Source organism: Marinobacter confluentis (assembly GCF_004785685.1).
In the GTDB taxonomy this organism is placed as follows: domain Bacteria; phylum Pseudomonadota; class Gammaproteobacteria; order Pseudomonadales; family Oleiphilaceae; genus Marinobacter; species Marinobacter confluentis.
Window position 1 is genome coordinate 835,587 of the sequence record NZ_SRPF01000002.1, and the last position, 20,100, is coordinate 855,686.

At 57.6% G+C, this 20,100-nt stretch carries 18 protein-coding genes and 1 tRNA gene; 8 read left to right on the forward strand and 11 right to left on the reverse strand.

Annotated features, from left to right (window positions below; genetic code table 11):
• The first annotated feature begins 19 nt into the window (after positions 1–19).
• Positions 20–95, forward strand: a tRNA-Phe gene (locus tag E5Q11_RS09500).
• 64 nt (positions 96–159) lie between these two features.
• Here the strand turns inward: E5Q11_RS09500 and E5Q11_RS09505 are convergent.
• Positions 160–1,149: a GGDEF domain-containing protein gene (locus tag E5Q11_RS09505; protein WP_168215636.1), complete on the reverse strand. Its 990-nt coding sequence runs from the start codon at positions 1,147–1,149 to the stop codon at positions 160–162.
• Positions 1,150–1,275: 126 nt separating this feature from the next.
• Between E5Q11_RS09505 and E5Q11_RS09510 the strand changes: the two genes are divergently transcribed.
• Positions 1,276–2,244, forward strand: a complete 969-nt coding sequence (locus tag E5Q11_RS09510; RefSeq protein WP_135803152.1) for a calcium/sodium antiporter — start codon at positions 1,276–1,278, stop codon at positions 2,242–2,244.
• A 6-nt stretch (positions 2,245–2,250) separates the two neighbouring features.
• Here E5Q11_RS09510 and E5Q11_RS09515 read toward each other — a convergent pair whose 3' ends face one another.
• The 8 genes from E5Q11_RS09515 to dctP form a co-directional block, all read right to left on the reverse strand.
• Positions 2,251–2,685 carry a DUF4124 domain-containing protein gene (locus E5Q11_RS09515; protein ID WP_135803153.1) on the reverse strand — a complete coding sequence of 145 codons (435 nt, stop codon included), beginning with the start codon at positions 2,683–2,685 and terminating at the stop codon, positions 2,251–2,253.
• A gap of 34 nt (positions 2,686–2,719) precedes the next feature.
• Complete coding sequence (glcF, locus tag E5Q11_RS09520; protein ID WP_135803154.1) at positions 2,720–3,928, reverse strand: glycolate oxidase subunit GlcF; 1,209 nt, start codon at positions 3,926–3,928, stop codon at positions 2,720–2,722.
• A 183-nt stretch (positions 3,929–4,111) separates the two neighbouring features.
• Positions 4,112–5,176 (reverse strand): glycolate oxidase subunit GlcE, encoded by a 1,065-nt coding sequence (gene glcE, locus E5Q11_RS09525; protein ID WP_135803155.1) that lies wholly within the window; start codon positions 5,174–5,176, stop codon positions 4,112–4,114.
• Positions 5,169–6,641: an FAD-linked oxidase C-terminal domain-containing protein gene (locus tag E5Q11_RS09530; protein WP_135803156.1), complete on the reverse strand. Its 1,473-nt coding sequence runs from the start codon at positions 6,639–6,641 to the stop codon at positions 5,169–5,171. Before E5Q11_RS09530 ends, glcE begins: the two co-directional genes overlap by 8 nt.
• Before the next feature lie 39 nt (positions 6,642–6,680).
• Complete coding sequence (locus tag E5Q11_RS09535) at positions 6,681–7,106, reverse strand: GlcG/HbpS family heme-binding protein (RefSeq protein WP_135803157.1); 426 nt, start codon at positions 7,104–7,106, stop codon at positions 6,681–6,683.
• 20 nt (positions 7,107–7,126) lie between these two features.
• Entirely contained in the window at positions 7,127–8,668 is a 1,542-nt protein-coding gene (locus E5Q11_RS09540; RefSeq protein ID WP_135803158.1) for a TRAP transporter large permease, read from the reverse strand.
• The gene (locus E5Q11_RS09545; RefSeq protein ID WP_135803159.1) at positions 8,665–9,378 is read right to left on the reverse strand and encodes a TRAP transporter small permease subunit; all 714 of its coding nucleotides are present in this window, start codon (positions 9,376–9,378) and stop codon (positions 8,665–8,667) included. Before E5Q11_RS09545 ends, E5Q11_RS09540 begins: the two co-directional genes overlap by 4 nt.
• A gap of 97 nt (positions 9,379–9,475) precedes the next feature.
• On the reverse strand, positions 9,476–10,609 hold the full coding sequence (gene dctP / locus E5Q11_RS09550; protein ID WP_135803160.1) for a TRAP transporter substrate-binding protein DctP: 1,134 nt from the start codon (positions 10,607–10,609) through the stop codon (positions 9,476–9,478).
• A gap of 249 nt (positions 10,610–10,858) precedes the next feature.
• On the opposite strand from dctP, the gene E5Q11_RS09555 reads away from it, so the two are divergent.
• The 6 genes from E5Q11_RS09555 (at position 10,859) to astE (ending at position 15,835) form a co-directional block, all read left to right on the forward strand.
• Positions 10,859–11,632: an FCD domain-containing protein gene (locus E5Q11_RS09555; RefSeq protein ID WP_135803161.1), complete on the forward strand. Its 774-nt coding sequence runs from the start codon at positions 10,859–10,861 to the stop codon at positions 11,630–11,632.
• A 109-nt stretch (positions 11,633–11,741) separates the two neighbouring features.
• A complete protein-coding gene (locus E5Q11_RS09560) occupies positions 11,742–12,512 on the forward strand; it encodes an ABC transporter ATP-binding protein (protein ID WP_135803162.1) in 771 nt (256 codons plus the stop codon).
• Between the two features lie 79 nt (positions 12,513–12,591).
• A complete protein-coding gene (locus E5Q11_RS09565) occupies positions 12,592–13,353 on the forward strand; it encodes a transporter substrate-binding domain-containing protein (protein ID WP_135803163.1) in 762 nt (253 codons plus the stop codon).
• Positions 13,354–13,357: 4 nt separating this feature from the next.
• On the forward strand, positions 13,358–14,062 hold the full coding sequence (locus E5Q11_RS09570; RefSeq protein ID WP_135803164.1) for an ABC transporter permease: 705 nt from the start codon (positions 13,358–13,360) through the stop codon (positions 14,060–14,062).
• Positions 14,063–14,065: 3 nt separating this feature from the next.
• Positions 14,066–14,788 carry an ABC transporter permease gene (locus E5Q11_RS09575; RefSeq protein ID WP_135803165.1) on the forward strand — a complete coding sequence of 241 codons (723 nt, stop codon included), beginning with the start codon at positions 14,066–14,068 and terminating at the stop codon, positions 14,786–14,788.
• Positions 14,789–14,800: 12 nt separating this feature from the next.
• Positions 14,801–15,835 carry a succinylglutamate desuccinylase gene (astE, locus tag E5Q11_RS09580; protein ID WP_135803166.1) on the forward strand — a complete coding sequence of 345 codons (1,035 nt, stop codon included), beginning with the start codon at positions 14,801–14,803 and terminating at the stop codon, positions 15,833–15,835.
• Here astE and E5Q11_RS09585 read toward each other — a convergent pair.
• Both E5Q11_RS09585 and E5Q11_RS09590 read right to left on the reverse strand, forming a co-directional pair.
• Positions 15,819–18,866 (reverse strand): efflux RND transporter permease subunit, encoded by a 3,048-nt coding sequence (locus E5Q11_RS09585; protein WP_135803167.1) that lies wholly within the window; start codon positions 18,864–18,866, stop codon positions 15,819–15,821. The two genes, astE and E5Q11_RS09585, sit on opposite strands and share 17 nt — an antisense overlap.
• Positions 18,866–20,014 carry an efflux RND transporter periplasmic adaptor subunit gene (locus E5Q11_RS09590; protein ID WP_225314894.1) on the reverse strand — a complete coding sequence of 383 codons (1,149 nt, stop codon included), beginning with the start codon at positions 20,012–20,014 and terminating at the stop codon, positions 18,866–18,868. The genes E5Q11_RS09585 and E5Q11_RS09590 overlap by 1 nt, the downstream gene beginning before the upstream one ends.
• Between the last annotated feature and the right edge of the window lie 86 nt (positions 20,015–20,100).

Below are 20,100 nucleotides of genomic sequence, written 5' to 3' on the forward strand. Positions count from 1 at the left end.
TGCAGCACAGACGCAACACGCCCGGATAGCTCAGTTGGTAGAGCAGGGGATTGAAAATCCCCGTGTCGGTGGTTCGATTCCGCCTCCGGGCACCATTAAGATTCAAGACAAAGCCCGCTTATGCGGGCTTTGTTGTTTCCGGGAATCAGGCACCCAATCCTACCCAGACAACTTGACCTGATCCCGCCCGGCCTCCTTGGCAAGATACAACGCTTTATCCGTAGCAGTAATCAGTTCATCTGCCGTCACTCCATTCTGCGGTGCCGTAGCGAGACCGGATGAGAAGCGAATCGTGAGCCGTTGGTCTGCCACTTTGAAAACCATGGGACTGTTGATTTCCCGCCACTCCAGCATTCGCCTGTAGGCGTCTTCCTGGGACAGACCAGGCATCATGATCAGGAACTCCTCACCACCCCAACGGCAAACCACGTCGGCTTTGCGCATGCCCTCTTTCAGCCTTTCACTGAATTCCACCAGCACCTGATCCCCAACAACGTGGCCATGCTGGTCGTTCAACTTTTTGAAGTGATCAATGTCCAGCATCATCAGGGTAACCGGGTGGCGTTCACGCTGCGCCAGGTTCATTTCCCGGTTCAGGCTCTCGAGGAAATAACGGCGATTGAACAGGTTGGTCAGTGGGTCGCGAATGGCCTCTTCGTGCAGTATTTCATGGAGTCGATGGTTTTCCGCTAGCTGCTGGGCGAGCCGTTCGTTGGTCTGCTTCAAGGCCAGTTCGGCCGAGCGGCGGGCGGTAATATCCCGGGAGATTCCACAGATATAGACGGTATTGCCGTCCCGCGCGACCAGGGGGGAGATTGTTGTTTCGAAGAATGTCAGTGGCGCGGCATCAAACCCCTCGGTGCTTTCCTCGTAGCGAATAACATGACCAACAGCCCTGGCTCGGGCGTAGTTGTCTGCGACCTGTTGGTAAGCCCCTGGGTCGGGCACTATGTCATCCAGGAACCGGCCACAGAAGGATTCCTGCGTAGGATTCATAAACCGTTCCATGGCCTCGTTGCAGTAAACCAGCCGGTAACGCTCACCCTCTACCCGCAACAGGAACACATGATCAGTCATGGTATCCAGCATGCCGGTCAGCAGGTGAATGTCTGTCGGTTCAACGTCGTTCAGCGGGGGCGTCAAAGTCATGAGTTCCTGGGCCAACACCATACCCGATGCTATCCGCATAAATGCTGAGATAGACAATCAGTTAGTTATCTCTACCATGCTATCCAACCCGTGGTTTTTTTCCACCATTTAAGTCAGGAGATGTTGATGTTTTTACCCCTTCTCGCCATTGTCCTCGGCCTGGCACTTCTGGTCTGGAGTGCGGGCAAGTTTGTAGAGGGTGCTGCGGTAACAGCGGGGCATTTCGGCATGCCACCTCTGCTGATTGGCATGGTGGTGGTTGGCTTCGGTACCTCCGCACCGGAGATGGTGGTCTCTGCCCTGGCCGCTACCCAGGGCAATCCAGGGCTGGCGCTTGGAAACGCTTATGGTTCGAACATCACCAATATTGCGCTGATTCTGGGTATCACCGCGCTGATCAGCCCGATTGCCGTTCACTCTGCAGTGATGCGAAAGGAGCTCCCGATACTCACTGGCGTAACCGCCCTGGCTGCCTGGCAGCTGCTTGACGGCGAGCTGACTCTGGTTGATGCCCTGGTGTTGCTGGGCGTATTCGCCATGTTAATGGCCTGGTCCATCTACCAGGGCATGACGGCAAAATCCGATGCACTTGCGGCTGAAATTTCCGGCGAACTGGAAATTCGCGCCATGCCGCTTCGTACCGCTGTCATATGGCTTGTGGTTGGCCTGTTACTGCTGATCCTGAGCTCCCGGGTGCTGGTCTGGGGTGCGGTAGACATTGCCCAGGCCTTTGGCGTCAGCGACCTGATCATCGGCCTGACCATTGTTGCGGTGGGCACGTCCCTGCCCGAGCTGGCATCTTCGGTAGCGGCCGCACGCAAGGGCGAACACGACATCGCCCTGGGCAACATTCTGGGCTCAAACCTGTTCAACACCCTGGCTGTGGTTGGTATTGCAGGCGTTATCAGCCCGATGCAGGTCGCACCAGAAATCCTGTCCCGGGACATCCTGGTGATGGCCGCACTTACCCTGTCGCTGTTTGTTCTGGGCTACGGCTTCCGTGGGCCCGGAAGGATTAACCGCATCGAAGGCGGGCTGTTACTGGCCGCGTTCGTGGGCTACACCGCTTACCTGGTAGCCACGAACTTCGCCTGACGCACCTCAGCCAAGAATGCATTCGCGGGAATGCTTCTGGCTGAGCTCTCTACGCTGGCGCCGAAGGCTGTTACCGCGATCATTGGAATAGCCCGCGCGCAGGCGCTGCTGGATCTGGCTGATGCGGCGCGCAAGGCCGTCACACTGTGTTTCTGTAGCGGAAGAGTCACGATTTGCGGGGCGGGACTGGCGCGGCCGGTCCCGCTCCAGCGCTTGCTGAACGTCCCTGCGAATGGCGCTGACTTCCCTGCTCTGGCGAACATTGCCAGCCATGGGGATGACCGAAGAAGTTCCGAGGGTGACCTGCTCAGAATCCTGAGCAACAGGCGCCCGGTCGGAATAATGGGTTACCCCCTGGTCGTCAGTCCAGGTGTAAAGTTCAGCACTGACTGGCGAAGCCAGCACCCATAGGTAAAGAAATACGAAATGCCTTCCTGGCATGGAATCCACACTCCTTGTGGTGTTTATTTGTCGATCAGTTGTCCAGCAGCTCTATCCAGTGCTGCACGGGCACCTGTGATTTGGTTTCCAGATGCATCTGACAGCCGATATTGGCGGTGACAATGCGATCCGGCTTGTCGATGGTAAGCGCTTCCAGTTTATTTTTCAGCAAACGCTGGCTCAATTCCGGCTGAAGAATCGAATAGGTTCCGGCGGAACCGCAGCACAGGTGTTTGTCTTTGGTCTGCGCCAGCTCGATACCCGCTTTTGCAAGAACCTGGTCAACCACGCCGCTCTGACCCATAGCGTGCTGCAGGGTGCAGGGGCAGTGGAAAGCTACTTTGCCAGGGCTCTGGTGCACTTTGAGCTTCTCAAGATCCTGCTTCAGCAAGAACGCGCCAAGGTCAGTACACAGTTCGCTGACTCTCTGCGCTTTCTGGGCGTAGACCGGGTCGTCCTTCAGCAGATGGCCGTAGTCCTGAACCATGGCGCCACAGCCTGAAGCGGTCATTACGATGGCTTCTGCCCCGGCATCAATGGCTGGCCACCAGGCGTCGATATTGCGGCGCATGGCGTTCAGCGCGATCTCATGCTCCGAGAGGTGGTGATTGACAGCGCCGCAACAGCCGGCTTCGGGTGCTTCCACCATGGTAATGCCAAGCTTATCCAGAACCCTTGCAGCCGCCGCATTGGTATTCGGCGTCGCCGAAGGCTGGGCGCAGCCCGCCAACGCCAGCACAATACGGCTATGGCTGGATGCGGGCCAAGGACTGGCTCTCTTCTTCGGTGGCACCTTGGCGCCCAATGCACCAGGCAGGATCGGCTTGAAGAATTGCCCCATTCTCAGCAGGAAGCCAAACAGTTTCCTGTTCGGAATTACGCGACCCAGACCCCAACGTATCCAGCGCTCTTTCGGCGCGCGAGGCATTTCCTTTTCCATCAGGCCACGACTGATGTCGACCAGACGGCCATATTTAACACCTGACGGACAGGTGGTTTCACAGCTCCGACAGGTCAGGCAACGGTCCAGGTGTTCCCGGGATTTCTCGGTAACTTCTTCACCCTCAAGGAACATCTTCATCAGGTAGATACGGCCTCGGGGACCGTCACGCTCATCGTTCAGTTCCTGATAAGTCGGACAGGTGGCAGTACAGAACCCACAGTGTACGCAGGCACGCAGGATGGATTCAGCTTCCTGTCCCTCTGCAGTATTCGCAAATTGTTGAACCAGATTGGTTTGCATGATTTTCCTGCTCTTGAATTGTTGCTAACGGCCTGACTGGAGCTCAGATGCGGAGCTGCTGGGGCCGTCCTTCCGAAACTGTGCGGAGCCATGGATGGCGGAGCCCAAGCGTCACATGGATGTGCCGAAGGAGCGTGTTTCGGAACGACGGTCCCAGCGGCTCTGCCCACTCCAATGCCGAGCTCAAAGCCAGCTATACAGGCGCCCCGGATTAAATAGACCGTCAGGATCAAAGGACTCTTTCAGCCGCTTCTGGATGTTCTGCAAAGCCTCTGGCTGGTAATGCATTACCTCGTCGGAGCGGTCCCCGCCACGGAACAGGCTTACCTGTCCGCCGGCAGGTTTTGCCATGGACTCCAGCTTGGCCATGTTGGCTTCGCCGCGATACCATCGCTGTGAACCAGCCCAGTCGATCAGCATCGGGCCGTCCAGTTCAGGATTGGGTGCCGTTGAACCCACAGAAAAACGCCACAGTGGTGCATCGCCCTGAAAAAACTCATGGGTCATATGTTGCAGTTGCTTCCAGAAGGCTTCGCCCTGCTCCATCACCTCGCCAGACCATTTTTCTGCCGTGGCTTCCACGGCGGACCTGGCGCCAGACAATCGCAGATACACCTTGCCGTCGACCCAGGCGGCGCCGGTAATCGGCTTGGATTCGCCAGCACGCTGGTTCATGTATCTGATGACGTCTGCCATCGGCATGTCCTGAACCAGAGTCATCGATGACGCCGGCAACGGCATCACCTTCAGACTGATTTCAGTGATCGCCCCCAGTGTACCCATGGCACCTGCCTGCAATCTTGAGACGTCATAACCGGCCACATTCTTCATCACCTGGCCGCCAAAACGCAGGTGTTCGCCCTTGCCGTTCAACAGACGAATACCCAGTACCTGATCCCGCACGGAACCGGTCCAGGGTCGGGCCGGGCCGGACAGATTGCAGGCCAGAGTGCCGCCCAGGGTGGACGCGTCGCCAAAACGCGGCGGTTCGAAGTGCAGGCACTGGCCTTCTTCCGCCAGGGCCGCCTCGATGTCGGCAATCCGGGTGCCCGCGCGAACGGTCATGATCAGTTCAACCGGGTGGTACTCCACAATGCCGGTGTGTTCAGCCAGGCTCAGGGTTTCTGCGTGGCTGTCGGCGGTGCGGCCCATGAAGTCTTTGGTACCGCCGCCGACGATGTTGAGCTTCTGGTTATTTTTTCGGGCGCTCAGGATCTGTTTCCTTAACGCCTCGGATTCATCAGCCATGCGCTACTTCCACCGTGTCATGGTCGTGTTGTTTGTATTCAAGAGAGCGGTATTCCTGGCAGAATTTCAGCGCAGGCACGCCCTTGCCGGGGTTCAGTATGCCCCTGGGATCGAACGCGACTTTCAAGTCGTGGAACTGCTGCAGCTCCTCGTCGTTGAACTGCACCGCCATCTGGCGGATTTTCTCCACGCCCACCCCATGTTCGCCGGTGATACAACCACCCACTTCCACACACAGGTTGAGGATGCTGCCGCCGAAGGCCTCGGTGCGTTCAAATTCACCGGGCACGTTGGCATCAAACAGGATCAGCGGGTGCAGGTTGCCGTCGCCGGCATGGAATACGTTGGCGACACGCAGGCCGAATTTCTCGGACATTTTTTCCATTTCCAGCAGCACATGGGCCAACTGCCGGCGCGGAATCGTGCCGTCCATGCAGTAATAGTCCGGCGAGATACGCCCGACCGCAGGGAAGGCAGATTTACGGCCCTTCCACAGCAGCGCACGCTCTTCTTCGCTCTGGGAGGTTTTCACCGATGTCGCACCCAGTTCCCTGAACAGGTTCTCGGCCTGCTCAATATGCTCCTGCACTTCTTCCACCGTGCCGTCTACTTCACACAGCAACAGAGCTTTGGCGTCTCTTGGGTAACCTGCCTGGGCGAAATCATCGGCGGCGACAATGGCGTAGCCGTCCATCATTTCCAGACCACCGGGAATGATGCCAGCGGAAATAATACCGCCCACGGCATCGCCGGCTTTCTGCACGCTATCAAAGCCTGCCATCACCACCCGCGCCACCTCAGGCTTGGGCAGCAGTTTGACCTTTACTTCAGTAACAATACCAAGCAGGCCTTCTGAACCGGTCATTACCGCCAGCAGGTCCATCCCGCAACCGTCCAGGGCGTCGTTGCCAACAACCACCCGGTCACCCTCGGCGGTGATCATTTCCACGCTCAGGATGTTATGAACCGTCAGGCCGTACTTCAGGCAATGAACACCACCGGAGTTTTCCGCGACATTACCGCCAATGGTGCAGGCAATCTGCGACGAAGGGTCCGGCCCGTAGTAGAGGCCATGCTGTGCAACCTCCTCGCTGATCGCCAGATTACGAACACCGGGCTGCAGCCGTGCCGTCCGCGCCAGAGGATCAACCTCCAGAATGCGGTTGAACTTGGCCAGGGATAGCACCACGCCCTCTTTGTGGGGCATGGCGCCGGCACTCAGCCCGGTTCCCGCACCACGGGCCACCACAGGCACCCGGTATTCATTACACAGGCGCATGACCTGCTGAACCTGGGATGCGGTTTCCGGCAGCACTACCAGCATCGGCATCTCACAATACATCGACATGCCGTCGCATTCGTAGGGCTTCATGGTTTCGTTGTCGGTAATGACGAAGTCCGGGTCGATAAAACTCCGGAATTTCTCCGCCAGCTCCGCTTTACTGATGCTTGGCCTGGTTTTCATAGCAGCCTCTGCCTGGGAAAGTCACTGCTTTTCCAACGACTAACCGCGTTTGGATTCAAAGTAATCAATGCCTGCCTGGGCACAGTCCATGTCCTGCTGGGGCGTACCGGAACTGAGTCCGATACCGCCCACAACTTCTCCGTCAACAATCACCGGCAGGCCGCCACCTACTGAGCTGATACGACCACCCACCTCAGTGTGGATGCCAAAGGCCAATTTGCCGGGCACGTTCACTGCGTTGTAGTCGTGTGTTGCCTTTTTGGCCGCGGATGCGGTGAACGATTTGTCCTGGGCAATGGTCACGCTGGTGATCTTGCCGCCGTCCATACGTTCAAACGCAATCAGGTTGCCAGACTCGTCGGTGATGGCGATGCACATGGGTACGCCAATCTCACGGGCCTTCTCGGCCGCGCCTTCGATCAGGAGTCTGGCATCCGCCAGATCAAGCCGGTTAACTGTCAACATCGATCAATTCTCCTTAGTTTCTATCCGTAAACGAGATTTGGCAGCCAGGTGACTACACCCGGAATCAGTACGCAGATAAACAGCCCGAACGCCTGGATTGCCAGGAACACCAGCGAGGACTTGAAGATCGTACCCATGGTGATGTCCGGCGGGCACACGCCACGGATGTAAAACAGCGCATAGCCAAACGGCGGACTGAGGAACGACATCTGCATATTCACCAGATACAGCACCCCGAACCAGAGCACTACGTCAGCGCCCTCCACTCCTGGCAGGCCGAATAGGCCCGGAAACTCCAATGCTTCAACAATGGGAATAAAAATCGGCACTGCCAATAGCAGAATACCGACCCAGTCCAGGAACATACCCAGCACTACCAGCAAAACCATCAGCAGCAGCAGAACCATATAGGGCGAAAGACCAATGCCCAGGATGGTTTCCGTTATGAAGTCCTGGCCGCCCTGCAGGATGTAGAACCCGACAAAGACAGAGGCACCGAACATGATCCACAGCACCATGGCTGAGGCTTTAGCCGTAGTGACCGACGCATCGCGCAAGGTTGCAATGGAAAATACCTTGTGCTTCATCGCTACCAGAATCGCGCCAAACGAACCAATGCCTGCGGCTTCAACCGGGGTGGCAACGCCGCCAAATAGCAGGCCAAGCACCAGAAACACCAGAACCAGAGGGGCAACCAGGTCTTTAAGCAGCAGCAGTTTTTCCCTCAGGCTGATCCGCTCCTCCTCTGGCACCGGTGGCCCCAGTTTCGGATTGATTTTCGCGCGAGTGGCCACGTAAAGAATATAAAGGGTGGACAGGATCAGGCCCGGAACAACAGAGCCCAGGTACAGCTCGCCCACTGACTGCTGCGCCACAACGGCGTAGAGGATGGCAAGAATGGACGGCGGTATCAGGATACCCAGGGTGCCGCCTGCCATAATCGAACCCAGCGCAATTTTCTGGTCATAACCCCGCTTGAGCATCGCTGGAAGCGCAATAATACCCATGGTCACCACGGCCGCGCCGATAACGCCCACCATTGCCGCAAGAATCGTCGAGGCCAATATGGTCGCAATCGCCAGGCCGCCGCCAAGGCCGCCCATCCACTTGTAGACCACGTTGAACATTTCTTCGATCAGGCCCGCCCGCTCCAGCATGGAGGCCATGAAGATGAACAGCGGAATCGCTGCCAGGTCAGAGTTGGTCATCATCGGGAAGATGCGGCTGGGGATGATGTTCAGCATCATCGAGTCGCCCACCAGATAGATGAACATTACGCCCAGGCCACCTGTAACAAAAGCCAGGGGCAAGCCCATCATCAGCAGCACGGCCAGCGAGCCGAACATGATGTAGGTCAGCGGTCCTATCTTGACGTCAGCCAGCAGGCCGGAAAGCCGGAACAGGAATCTTTCATCGCTCCAGGGGTCGTAAAACAGGATGTTGATGACTTCCACCAGCATCACAAAACCCAGGGCAACCGTGGCGACAATCATCAGCCAGGTGCCAAGCTTGCCGATCAATGGGTTGCCGGGGTTGGAATTGGTCATGGTATCCGCGCTCATGCGTGTTGCTCCCGGCCGAGTTTGATAAAGATGACAATGTCCTTGAGAAGTTTTGACAGTCCCGCCAGGAACAGCAGCAGTGATCCGAACATCATCACGCCTTTGACCGGCCAGTACTGGATACCCCAGGTTTCAACGGTTCGCTCGTCCATGGAGTAGGAGTTTTCAAGGAAGGTCCAGGAGGTAATCATCAACGCAATCGCGAACATGAAGAAAAACATGGAGGTAAAAATATCCATGCCAACGCGCCCGCGATCAGGCAAGAAGTTGTAAACCACGTCAACCCGCACATGGGCGCCGTGCAGGAGCGCAAAGGCTCCGGCCATCAGGTACTGCATACCAAACAGCAGAAAGCTGGCTTCGTGAACCCAGATCGTGGGCTCGTTGAACACATAACGCATAACTACTTCAAAGAAGTAGAAAACCACCGCGTTCACGGTCCAGAAAGAGATGAATACGCCAGATTTTTCACTCATCCAGTCCACCGCGTTAGTGAACCAGTTATTCGCATCGCTGTAATCGACGCTTTTTTTAAGTTCTGCTTCTATTTGCTGAAGCTTTTCATTGGCCTCGGCATTCTTGTCGACGGCTCCCACGCCGCGACTGGACAACCAGCGGTCCAGCGCCATCATGATCAGCGGCATCACCGCCAGCCAGCCCCAATAGAACCAGTGGGGCAACACAAAGCCGAACGAACTCAGATCAGACATGTTGTTATCACCTTAATCACAGAGCGGGGAAGGTAGGTGGTGCCAATTTCACACTACCTGCCCTTCCCCGTGATCAGTTTTGTTTAGTTAATGGGGCTTACATGCCTTCGATATCTTCCGGCTCCAGATAGCCAACCGTTTCGTTCATCATGTATTCAAGCTGAATGTCCAGGATGGCACGGGCGTCCTCGTTCTTGCCGGCCCAGTTGAACCAGATGGGAATGGCGGCTTTACGGAATTCTTCCATATCAGCCTGGCTCAGGCGGGTAACCGTAGAGCCGTCAGCCTTGAACTTCTTCATGGCTTCAATGTTGCGCGCCTGAATGGTCAGGTAGTGCTTCTGGGAGTAGTTGCGAACTTCATCTTCAACCAGCTGCTGCAGCTCTGGGTCCAGAGCATTCCAAGCACGCAGGTTCACGGTCAGGTCCATCAGGTCCACTGGCTGGTAGATAGACATAACGCCAGGAGGTCCAAACATGATGTAGTCAGTCACCTGGGAGAAGCCCAGCTCGTAGTTCACCGCAGGACCTACGAAGTCAGCCGCGTCGATGGTGCCTTTTTCCAGCGCAGGGAAAATATCCGAGCCTGGCAGACTGACCGTTGATACGCCGAACTCCTGGAATACTTCGGCAACCATGCCGCCCGGAACACGCATCTTCATGCCTTCCAGGTCTTTCAGGCTGTTTACCGGCTTTTTGGAGTGGATGATGTTGGCGTCGTGCTGGATCGGGCCTACGTAAAACAGACCGAACTTTTCATAGATTTCGCGGGTCTTTTCAAGCATGCCCATGGAATAGAACATGATATCCCAGTGGTGCGGCTGATCCGGGCCGGCCGGGTAGGACGACAGAAATACTGATGCCGGAATCTTGCCTGACCAGTACAGAGTGAACGGGTTCATGCCCTGCAATACGCCGTTCCGAACGGCTTCAAACAGACCGTTGTTATCTGCTGCAACGGATTTGGCAGGATACGGCTTGATGATCAGCTCGCCGCCCGACTTCTGCTCCATACTGTTGGCCCATTCTTCGAACAGGTCGTAACCGACCGTGCCGGCGTCCCAAACAGACTGGATTTTCCAGGTGGTGGCGGCCTGAACCTGAGCGGCGCCAAGCAGGCTTGAACCCACAACCGCAGCAGCCAGCGCTACTGATTTGAAGATCCCGCGTTTCGATGACCGCGCGCCGGTGCGCCCAGCCAGTGATTGCTGTTCGTTGTTATTCGTATTCATCGACACATCTCCGTTGACTTTGTTGTTATCTGCGTCAGTTAAACGTCGGTAGCTACCGACATTTACATGATATTCGTTGGCAGCCGGGATTTAGTCCAGAGGATTACCCACTGGTCTGACCAGTTTTACAGTTGTTCAATAGACGAATCCTCTGAAATCAGCCATATTCAGTGGATAGGATGTGGGTTTCCATTTTCCATAACAATAAAATTTAACTGGTTAGACCAGTCAGGCTTCACAGGCACCATCATGGCGATTGCTCAGGAAATTTCTTTCAGACTTGAACAACTTATACTCGACGGTGGATTGGCCCCCGAGCAGAAAATGCCGTCTGAGCGGCAACTGGCGACCCGACTGGGGGTTTCCCGCGCCGTCATCCGCGAGGCGCTGCACGAACTGCAGGGCCGCGGCGTGATTGAAACCCGCCACGGCAAAGGGTCGTTTGTCTCGCGAATCATTTCGGCAGAAGCGGAAGCCTCCCAGGAAGGGCCACTGCTACAGATGTTCGCCGGGCACCCCCGCACCCTCTATGACCTGCTGGAAGTGCGCGAGCAACTGGAAGGCCAGGCCGCTTATCTGGCCGCCCTGCGGGCGACCCCTCAGGACCTTCACAAGATCACCAAGGCATTTTCAACGCTGGACCAGACCGACCCGCTCAGCAATGCCAAACCCGACCATCTGTTTCACCAGGCCATTGTCGAGGCTTCCCATAACCCGGTACTGGTGCACGTGCTGAACGGCCTGAAGAACCTGATGCTGCTGACCGTGCAGGCCTCGGTAGCCAATCTCAATCCGCGGGAAGAAATGCGTAACAGGATCACTACCCAACACAGGCGCATCTATCAGGCCATCATGGCCAGGAAGCCGGATGCCGCCAAACGTCTTGCAACAGCCCACGTGCGCTTTGTTCACGAATCCATGAGGGACATCGAACGCCAGGGCACGAAAATCATCCGTGTGTCCATGGACCAGCCCCTGACCGACACCACCGGCAAAGCCCATGAGCCCTCCAGCCGGGTCTAGGCGGCAAAAGATTTGCATAGCTGGTGAAGTGATCCACAATGGGTGTTGATTTCATACAGCACAGCCCGTACAACAGTGGCTTTCCGAAGCCAGCCGCAGGAGCTTCCCCATGGCGGAATCCGCGCCTCTGATCTGCAGGGACATCTACAAGACCTTTGACCAGTTAGAGGTGCTGAAAGGCATCTCCCTGGAGACCAGGAAGGGTGACGTTGTATCACTGATCGGCAGTTCCGGTTCCGGCAAAAGCACTTTCCTGCGCTGCATCAACATGCTTGAAACTCCCACCTCCGGCGACATTATCGTGCACGGCGACCCAATCCGGTTCACAACCAACCGAAAAGGCGAGCGGATTCCGGCTGACAATAAACAGGTCGAGCTGATTCGGGCCAAGCTTTCAATGGTATTCCAGAGCTTCAACCTCTGGTCCCACATGACCGTGCTGGAAAACATCACTGAGGCCCCTATCCACGTGCTGGGTGTTCCCAAGAAGGAAGCCATCGAGCGGGCCGAGTCCTATCTCAACAAAGTCGGCATCTACGAACGCAAAGACTATTACCCGGCCCAGATGTCCGGCGGCCAGCAGCAACGTGCAGCGATAGCCCGGGCGCTGGCCATGGAGCCGGAAGTAATGCTGTTCGACGAACCCACGTCAGCTCTGGACCCGGAGCTGGTTGGCGAGGTTCTGCGGGTCATGCAGAACCTGGCAGAAGAAGGACGCACCATGATCGTGGTGACCCACGAAATGGCGTTTGCAAAGGATGTGTCCTCTCAGGTCCTGTTCTTGCATCAGGGAGTGATTGAAGAGCAAGGCACCCCGGATAAGGTGTTCAACAATCCGGACTCAGAACGAATGAGGCAGTTCCTGGCTCCCAAGTTCTGATACGCAGTGCTATCTTGAATGCAGACAGTACAAGGTAAAAAACAGCCCACAAGGCACATAACAACTGGAGAAGTGACTCATGAAAAAACTGATAGTTACAGCAAGCGCCGTTCTGGCCAGCCTTACAATGGTGGCAGGCGTCGCACAGGCCCAGGAAAGGGATCTGCGCATTGCATTCGACGTGCCCTACGAACCGTTTGAATACAAAGACGAAAATGGCGAACTCACCGGTTTTGAAGTCGAGCTGGCCGAAGCCATGTGCGAAGAAATGAGCGCCAACTGTGAATTCGTGATTCAGGCGTGGGACGGCATGATTCCGGGCCTGCTGGCTCGCAAATTCGATCTGATCATGTCTTCCATGTCCATTACCCCGGAGCGCGCTGAGCGGGTACTGTTCTCTGAACCCTACTACAACACACCAGGCGGCTGGTTCGCCCGTGAAGACTTCGACACTGACGTAACGGACATGGCCGCAATGGAAGGCCTGACCGTAGGCGTTCAGCGCGGCACCACCATGGACACCTACGTGACAGAGGAAATGGGCGGCACCGTGACGATCAACCGTTACACCACCGCTGACGACATGGTCCTGGACCTGGAAGGCCAGCGTCTGGACGTGGTCTTCGTAGACTACCCGGTGGGCGAGCAGACCATCCTGACCAAAGACGGCTTCAAGGAAGTTGGCGAACCGGTCAAACTCGGTGAAGGTGTTGGCGTTGCCATGCGCAAGCGTGACGCTGACCTAGCCAAGGAAGTCAACGCAGCACTGGCGACCCTCAAAGAAGATGGCACCTACGACACCATCATGAATAAATACTTCGCCTACGACATCAAGATGTAAATTGATGATCGACCTGAAAGGGTATGGCCCCGCACTTCTGGACGGGGCCATTGTCACTATAGAACTGGCCTTCCTTTCCCTGGCGCTCGCCCTGGCTCTCGGCCTGGTGGGCGCTTCGGCCAAACTCTCGGGCAGTCGAATTGCGGTTGGCATTGCCACCAGTTACACCACGCTGATTCGTGGCGTACCCGACCTGGTTATGATGCTGCTGTTCTATTACGGCGGCCAGGTGATGGTGAACCGGCTTTCAGATGCAATCTACGCGGCCTACGGCTACGACTTCTTTTTCCAGTTTGATCCTTTTATTTCCGGCGTGGTGACCATTGGGCTTATTTTCGGTGCCTACATGACGGAAACCTTTCGCGGCGCGTTTCTGGCGGTTGAAAGTGGCCAGATTGAAGCCGCCCGTGCCTTTGGCTTCACCCGTTTTCATACCTTTCGCCGCATCATTCTTCCGCAGATGCTTCGCCATGCTCTGCCCGGCCTGGGTAACAACTGGCAGGTGCTGCTCAAGACCACGGCTCTGGTTTCAATTATCGGCCTGACCGACATGGTCCGGGTTGCCGAGGAAGCTGCCAAGGCCGAACGTATGCCGTTCCACTTTTTCATTCCGGTGGCTTTTGTCTATCTGAGCCTGACTGCCTGTTCAGAACTGTTCATCCGCTGGCTTAACAAACGCGCCAACGTTGGCGTGATTCAGGGAGGTTAAGCCATGCCGGAATTTCTGAACGAACTGCTCAGTGGCAACGAGATTTTTGTGGGCTCGACCATCATGGAATACTGGGGCGGACTGGTAACCACCGTTCAGCTGGTGTTCCTGTCACTGATTCTGGGCCTGATTCTGGCGGTGCCGCTGGCGATCATGCGCACCTCCAGAAACCCGCTGATCAACGGCCCCATCTGGCTATTCACCTACGTGTTTCGCGGCACACCTCTACTGATCCAGCTTTACATCATCTATTACGGCATCGCCCAGATTCACGGTATCCAGCAGACCTTCTGGTGGGATATTTTCCGGGAGGCTTTCTACCCCGCCCTGCTCGCTTTCACGCTGAATACTGCGGCCTACACCACGGAAATCATTCGCGGGGCGATCATTGCTACACCTCATGGCGAAATTGAAGCTGCGAAGGCCTACGGCATGAGCTGGGCCCTGCGCATGCGCCGAATCATTCTGCCCAGTGCAGCAAGGCGGGCGGTGCAGGCCTACTCCAACGAGGTGATCTTCATGCTGCACTCCAGCGCAATCGCCAGCGTGGTGACCCTGGTAGACCTGACCGGCGCCGCCCGGAATATCTACTCCCGGTTCTACGCGCCCTTTGATGCCTTCATTTTCGTGGCACTGATCTACATGGCCCTGACGTTCCTGCTGGTGTTTGCATTCCGCAAACTGGAAAACTACCTGCTGCGACATCAACGGCCGGTCAACGGTTAAGGCAATCTCCCTATGTCGTCGGTCACCGAACAGCTTTTTGGCAACAATCTGGACTGGCTGTCCCACACCACCTCGGCCACGACTCGGGTGACCGAAGAAAAAATCGTGGTCATGGCGGATGGCACCGGCATACAGTTGCAGGACGCCGGGTTGCTGTACCTGATACCGCCAGCAGATCGGCCCAACCCCAACGCTGAATCCCTGATTGTTTCGGCGGGCATTCACGGCAATGAAACCGCCCCCATCGAAGTGCTGAACGGCCTGGTCAATGAACTAATTGAGGGCCAGTGGCAGCTGGCCTGCCCGGTGCTGCTGATTCTGGGCAACCCCTTGGCCATCGACCTGGGCGAGCGCTTCATGGAAGTCAATCTCAACCGGTTGTTTAGTGGTGCCCACGGCAAACCCGACTATGCCAACCTGCGGGAGGCAGACCGGGCGCGAAAACTGGAAGACGCCTGCCGGGCCTTCGCCGCGCGTCACCCAGCCGGGTTGAGCCACTACGACCTGCACACCGCTATCCGCCCCTCCCTGCGGGAGAAGTTTGCGCTTTATCCGTTTGTTGAAGGGCGAAAATTGCCGAAGGTACAGACGGATTTCCTGCTGGAAGCCGGGGTGGAAACCCTGCTGCTTCAGCACAGGGAAGCCACGACTTTTGCGGCTTTTTCGTCAGCAGAACTGGGCGCCGAAAGCTTTACCATTGAGCTGGGCAAGGTGCAGCCTTTCGGACAGAACGACCTGAACAAGTTCAGCGGCATCCGCGATGCCCTGCGTCGTCGGTTCAAGGGGGAAACACCACCCGAGCAGTCGGGCGCGGCGAGCCCCACCCTGTTTGAAGTAGTGCACGAGATTATCAACACCGGAGAGGATTTCCGGTTCCACATTCCCGACGATGTGGCCAATTTTACCGAGTACGACACTGGCGCCCCGATCTGGGAAGACGCCGCCACCCGCTATACCGTGGGTGACGCGCCGGAAGCCATTATTTTCCCGAACCCCAGGGTGCCAGTGGGCCAACGCGTGGGCCTGATGGTCAGGCCGGTGCGTTGACCGGGTCAGCCACGCGACAGCGAATCACATAGATACACACCGACGGCACCACCAGCAACGTCAGCACCGTAGACGCCAGCAGCCCCGAGATGATGGCCCAGGCCATAGGCGGCCAGAGGGTGGAGCTGGAGAACGCCAGTGGCAGCAGCCCTGCCACGGTTGTAGCTGTGGTCAGCAGGATTGGCCGCGTGCGTTGCTCCACGGCCTTGCGGACGGCGTCACGGATGGCATCGCCCTGTTCCAGCTGACGGTCCATCACATCCAGCAGGACAATCGCGTTGTTCACCACGATACCTACCAGGGCGATAACCCCCAGCAAGGACTGGAAACCAAACGGCGAGCCCGACATCACCAGGCCCGGGAATATGCCCACCGTAGCCAGGGGCACCGTCAGCAGAATAATACCCACGCGCTTGAACGAATTGAACTGCAGCAACAGGAAAAACAGCAACAGCAGTAGCCCGATGGGAGCGGTGGTCAGCAGGGCGTCGTTGGCCTCGCCCGAACCCTCGGCATCGCCGCCCAGTTCCATCCGTGTACCTTCTGGCAGTGGATTGTCTGCCAGCGCTTTGTCCAGCCCCTCCAGAGCCTGACTGAAGCTGTACCCCACCAACAGGTTAGACCACACCGAATTCATGGGCGTGCCGTTGCGCTGGTATATCGCAGCGGATTCCCAGGCCGTGTCTACCGAGGCAATCGCTGACAGGGGCACCGCATCCCCCTGTTCGTTGTAGATATTGATCGACAACAACCGGGACAGGGACAGATTGATGCCCTCACGGGAGCGCAGCACCAGTGGAATCGGGTCTTCTTCCTGGCGGTACTGCTCGGCCACTACACCAAAACTCTGGCCGTACAGGCTCTGGGCTACGTCCGACCGGTCCAGCCCGAAGCGCGCGGCGCTGGCATCGTCCACATTTATGGCAATGCTCGGCACCCCAAGGTCGAGGTTATGGCGCACGTCGACCGTGCCTTCAACACGCCGCAATGCGGAATACACCTGCTCAACCGCCTGCGCGCGAGTCTGGTCATCGGCGTGATAGAGCCTTATCTCAACCGGGGCCGGCCGGGGTGGGCCCTGGCCGAGAATACCCACGGTCAGCCGCAACTCCGGGAATTCATTGCGGGCGTGCTCGCGAATCCAACGCACCATTTCCGTGGTGTCTTCCAGGGTCGGTGTTTCAACCACAATACGGCCACGATTGGGCGCCTTGGGCTCCCGTTGCAGGTTGTAGTAGAAGCTCGGGCCCGTAAACCCGATGAACCGGTGAATCCTGACCGCATTTTCCCGGGTGCGTATGGCCCGCTCCAGGTCAGAGGCGACATCAGAGGTGCGTTCAAGATCTGTGCCTTCCGGCATGTAGAGCTCAACCACCACCTGGGGCCGATCAGCATTGGGAAAAAACTGCTTCTTCATGAAGGGTGTCATGGCCAGGCTGACCGCAACCAGGGCGGTACCGGCCAGAACAAGAACCCCTGGCCGCCGGGACACCAGCGCCCCCAGAAACCGGGAAAAGCCGACCAGCGGGTTCTCTTTCACACCGGCTTCCCGGCGCTTCAGAAACCGGGCCGCCAGCAGAGGCACCGCTGAAATCGCCAGCAGGTAGCTGACCGACAGCGTCAGCATGATCATGACCGGCACACCCCGGGTGAAATCGGCGGTACCGCCCTTGGAAAGCAGCAGCGGCGCAAAGGCCGCCAGGGTGGTACCCGTAGACGCACCCAGTGGCCCAGCCAGTTCTTTCACCGCCCGGGTCAGCGCGTCCAGCCGGCGCATGCCGTCGTCCAGATAGCCCTGGATGCTCTCCACAATCACGATGGCGTTATCAATCAGGATACCCAGGGAAATCACCATGCCGATCACCGCGATCTGATGCAGCACACCGCCCCCAAGGTCATACAGGCCAATACTGATCAACGCCACCATGGGCAGTATTGACGCCACCAGCAGCCCCATGCGGATGCCCATGCCGGTAAACACCACCGCGACGATAATGAGCACAGACAACACCAGGCTCCAGGCCAGGTTATCCAGCCGGTCCTTGACCTTGTCTGGCTGGAAGAACATCTCGCGGATTTCATAGGGGGCAAAGTTGTCCTCGATCAGGGCCAGACGTTCCCGCACCCGCTCGCCAAAACGGATGGCGTCCGTTGAGCCTTCTTCAAGGTAAAGCGACACCAACACCACGCGCTCGCTATCGAACCAGGCTTCTGGCTGCCTTGGTTCCGCCGGGCCGCGCCAAACGTCGGCGGCAGCGGCAAGGGGCACCTGGGAGCCATCCGGTAATTCAATGGGGGTTGCCCGAATGGCATCGACACTGCTGAATTCACTGTTGGGCAGCACCGACACGCGGCGCCCCTCGGAAACAATGTAACCACCGGGAATGGTCTGGTTGCGTTGGGCCAGGGTGTTCAGCACCCGGGCAGGGGAAATGCCCAGCTGGTACATGGCGGCATCGTCCAGCGCCAGGGTGACCTGTTCATCGGCGTCTGCTGCCAGTTCAACCCGCGACATGCCGCGAATATCCGACAGATTATCCTTCAGGCGTTCCGCCACGTCCGTCAGTTCTACCACCGATGAAGAACCGCCGACCGCCAGGATGATGGCGGGAATATCGATCATCCGGTCATCCAGCACCATATCGCCAACATCATCGGGAAACTGCAGGCGCGCGCGTTCCATGGCCAGGCGAACCCGTTCCCAGGCTGCGGCTGTTTCATAGATGGTGTCATTCAGGCGTATATTCAGCACCGCCACACCGGTACGACCGGTGGCCTGAATCCAGTCGATTTCCTCAACCTGCTGTAGCTCGTCAGACAGCGGGTCCACCACCAGGCGATTCACCGCCTCGGCACTGGCACCCGGGTAGCTCACCGTCAGCAGACCTGCCCGGTAAGGAAAGGTAGGGTCTTCCTGGCGAGGCATGGTGCTATAGGCGGCAATACCCAGTATGCACATCATCACCACAATCATGCCCAGCAGACGCTGGAACTTCAGCAGGCGTGAGGCCTTCGACGGACTGGAGACCATCAGCGCACCTCCACGGCGTCGCCGTCGGTCACCTTGGTCATGCCTGCGTAAATCACCTGGTCGCCGCTGGTGAGCTCGCTGGAGCTTACAACAACCCGCTCCCCGACAATCCGCTGCACCGTGACCGGTACCCGGACAGCCTTGCCATCGACCACCCGGAATACGCTTTCACCACCGTTGGATTTCATCACCGCCAGCATGGGTACCGTTGTGGCCGTCAGATTGGTCGGGGTTATCCCCACTTCCACCGGCTCACCCGGCTCAAGGGTCTCTGCTGGCAGGCTGATCAGCACCGGATGTAGCTCACCGCGGACACTGCCTGCCTGGGCAATCTCCACCACCGAGCCATTTTCCGGCGGGCGACTGCGGTCCTGAACCGACCAGACCGGCAGCAGATTACCCAGTGCCACATGGTCAAGCAGGTATGCCGGCACACGCACTTCTACCTCGCGGCCCTGGGGGGAAGACAGACGCATGACCGGCTGGCCTGCGGCCACAAATTCGTCCTGCTCCACCAGAATTGCCTCAACCCGGCCGGCAAAAGGTGCCCGCAGCTCGCTTTCCTTCAGCAGCCGTGTCGCCTCCGCCAGCGAAGCGTTGGCGGTAGCCATGCTGGCGCGCAGGCTGTCCCGGCGGGAAGCCAGCTGTTCCAGGGACTGCTCTGACACCATGCCGCGCTCGTGCAGCCGCCGCGAACGTTCCCATTCGCGCTGGGCCTGATCAAACTGGGTCCGCAATTCTTCCAGCCTGGCCGCGGCCGAATCACGGGCCGGTTCAAGGGCGGGATTGTAGACCCTACCCAGAAGATCCCCGGCCGCCACTTTCTGGCCCAGCTCTACCGACTGCTGTTCCAGCGTACCGCTGACCTGAAACGTCAAAGTTGCACGCTGCGCTGCCTGCACAATGCCGGAGAAGCGAAGCTGAACGCCTTCGGTCTGCCCACCCGTCACTTCTGCCGTTCGCACCGGAACCACCTGGCTGCTCTGTTGCTGGCCGCGATCATTTGAAGGCTCCGTGGATTTACAGCCCACGAACAGAAACACCATTACAGCCATCAGCGTGCTTAACAGTGTCTTGCGCAAGTCGCCAGTTGCCAGGCGCGTAACGGGGCGAATCAGGGGGCGAAGTGAAAGGCGCCGGATGGTCATTTTGTTATTCCTGTTTAAAGAGTCCGTTCTTCAATGTAAAAACCACTATTTCGACATAATGTCATTCTTTGACAAATTGTCAATAA